This window comes from Kitasatospora sp. NPDC090308, assembly GCF_044769485.1.
Taxonomy (GTDB): domain Bacteria; phylum Actinomycetota; class Actinomycetes; order Streptomycetales; family Streptomycetaceae; genus Kitasatospora; species Kitasatospora fiedleri.
Genome location: NZ_JBIVXY010000039.1, coordinates 1 through 2,887, shown reverse-complemented (window position 1 = coordinate 2,887; position 2,887 = coordinate 1). Strand labels below are relative to the sequence as shown.

Below are 2,887 nucleotides of genomic sequence, written 5' to 3'. Positions count from 1 at the left end.
TGCAGATGTCGCAATCCACACCGAGCCAGAAGGCCCTCACTCATTTCAAGATCACCAAGCCGTGAACCCCGTCACCAACCTCCGTGGTCAGAACACCTAGCCCGAGAAGGCCCCGAGGGGCCGCCACCGCCCCCCACGGCGGCAGCGACCCCTCGGGAGTCCGCGACCCCTACTCCCCGGACAGCACCCGCTGCGCCGCCTCCCGCGCCTCCGCCGCACCGTCCGCCGCCCGCGCCGCCTCGGCCGCCCGCTGGCACTGCGCCAACGACGCCTGCGCCAACCCCGCCCGCACGTACGGGATCGCCGCCGCACCCATCGACAGGCTCGTCACCCCGAGCCCCGTCAGCACGCACGCCAACAGCGGGTCCGACGCCGCCTCCCCGCACACCCCGCAGCTCTTCCCGGCCGCCTTCGCCGCCTCCGCCGCCGCCGCGATCAGGTCCAGCAGCGCCGGCTGCCACGGGTCCTGCAACCGCGCCAACGACCCCACCTGCCGGTCCGCCGCGAACGCGTACTGCGCCAGGTCGTTCGTCCCCAGCGACACGAACTCCACCTCCCGCAGGATCGCCCCCGCCCGCAGCGCCGCCGACGGGATCTCCACCATCGCCCCGTACTTGGCGTCCAACCCCACCTCCCGACACGCCGCCGCGAACGCCCGCGCGTCCACCCCGTCCGCCACCATCGGCGCCATCACCTCCAGGCGCACCGTCAACCCCTCCGCCGCCCGCGCCAGCGCCCGCAACTGCGACCGCAGCACCTCCGGGTGCTCCAGCAGCGTCCGCAACCCGCGCACCCCCAGCGCCGGGTTCGGCTCGTCCCCCGGCGTCAGGAACTCCAACGGCTTGTCCGCCCCCGCATCCAGCACCCGCACCACCACCCGGGCCCCCGGAAACGCCTCCAGCACCTTCCGGTACGCCTCGACCTGCTTGTCCTCGCTCGGCGCGTGCGCCGAATCGTCCAGGAACAGGAACTCCGTCCGGAACAGCCCGACGCCCTCCGCCCCGTTCTCCAACGCCGCCGGCACGTCCCCCGGACCACCCACGTTCGCCAGCAACGGCACCATGAACCCGTCCGACGTCCGCCCCGGCCCGCTCGACGCCGCCAGCGCCGCCCTCCGCTCCGCCGCCAGCCGACGCAACTCCTCCTGCCGCTCCGCCGCCGGCTCCACCACCACCTCGCCCGACGCCCCGTCGACCGCCACCACCACCCCCTCCGCCAACCCCGTCGCCCCCGCCAGCGCGACCACCGCCGGCACCCCCAGCGCCCGCGCCAGGATCGCGCTGTGCGAGGTCGGCCCGCCCTCCTCCGTCACGAACCCCAGCACCAGCGACGGGTCCAGCAACGCCGTGTCCGCCGGCGCCAGGTCCCGCGCCAGCAGCACGTACGGCTCGTCACTGTCCGGCACCCCCGGCATCGGCACCCCCAGCAGCCGCGCCACGATCCGGTTCCGCACGTCGTCCAGGTCCGCCACCCGCCCGGCCAGGTACTCACCCGCCGCCGCCAGCAGCTCCCGGTACGCCGCGAACGCGTCGTACACCCCGCGCTCCGCACTACTCCCCGACTCGATCCGCCGGTTCACGTCCGCCAGCAGCTCCGGGTCCTGCGCCATCAGCGCCTGCGCCTCCAGCACCGCCTGCGCCTCACCCCCCGCCAGGTTCCCGCGCGCCACCAGGTCCGCGGCCACCGCGTCCACCGCCGCCTGCGCCCGGGCCCGCTCCCGCGGCACCTCCTCGGCCGACACCTGGGTCACCGGCGGCTCCAGCACCGCCGTCCCCATGTGCCGCACCTGCCCGATGGCGACCCCGTGGCTGACCCCCACGCCCCGCAGCGTCCGCTCCATGGTCCGAAACCCCTTCGCCGTCCGTCGCCGTCAGTTCCGTCAGTTCCAGATGAACAGCTCGCCGCCGGCTGTGACGTCGCCCGACTCCGCCACCCCGCTCAACTGCTCCGCCGACGCCTCCAGCGCCACGATCGGCGAGATCGGGGACTTCCCGGCCGCCTCCACCGCCGCCGGGTTCCACTTGATCACCGGCTGCCCCCGCTTCACCCGGTCCCCCTTGTGCACCAGCAGCTCGAACCCCTCCCCATTGAGCTGCACCGTGTCGATCCCCAGGTGCGTCAGCACCCCGTGCCCGTTCTCGTCCATCACCACGAACGCGTGCGGATGCATCGACACCACCTGCCCGTCCACCGGAGCCACCGCGTCGATCGGCTCCCGCAACGGATCGATCGCCGTCCCCGGCCCGACCATGGCCCCCGCGAACACCGGGTCGGGAACGTTGGCGAGGCCGACAGCGCGACCGGCGAGCGGCGACGTGACAGTGGTCATGGTGGAGCCTCCCAGGTACGGAGTACATCGCGTGCGGCCGCGGGGCAGCGGCCCATTGATCGACTGAACCAAAATTACGTCAACTTCGGACATCTCATGACATAACGCCCGCGAGCCGCCCGGGTGAAGATCCCCTCCCGCCCCAACCGAGCCGCACACGAACCGACCGCCCCGCGCCCTCCCCGTCGACCCCGCCACCCGCAAGTGGTCTAGTCCTCTCGGCCAACCCGCCGCACTCTACGGCATCCGAGTGAGCCCCCACCTGCCACTCCCACCCGCCCCGCACAGGCCCAACCGGGTGAACTTCGCCCCGCCCCGATTAGGCGCTCGGCCACCGACCCGCTATGGTTGCTCAGGTCGCCGCGCAACGGCGGTAAACAGAGCAAGTCAGGCGAGTAAAGCTTCGGTCAACGCCGAATAAACAGTCTGGTAAGCTCGAAACACGAAAGAACGAAGCGCCCGAAGGGTCCGCAGGAATGCGGCTCGAAGGAAGCGTCCGTTCCTTGAGAACTCAACAGCGTGCCAAAAGTCAACGCCAGATATGTTGACATCCCCGGC

General features: G+C 72.3%; 2 protein-coding genes. Both read right to left on the bottom strand.

The features are described 5' to 3' along the window. Positions 1 to 169: 169 nt before the first annotated feature. Entirely contained in the window at positions 170 to 1,840 is a 1,671-nt protein-coding gene (gene ptsP / locus ACIQVD_RS34175) for a phosphoenolpyruvate--protein phosphotransferase (protein WP_400693635.1), read from the bottom strand. Between the two features lie 39 nt (positions 1,841 to 1,879). Then, positions 1,880 to 2,329, bottom strand: a complete 450-nt coding sequence (locus ACIQVD_RS34170; RefSeq protein ID WP_100835370.1) for a PTS glucose transporter subunit IIA — start codon at positions 2,327 to 2,329, stop codon at positions 1,880 to 1,882. Positions 2,330 to 2,887 lie beyond the last annotated feature (558 nt).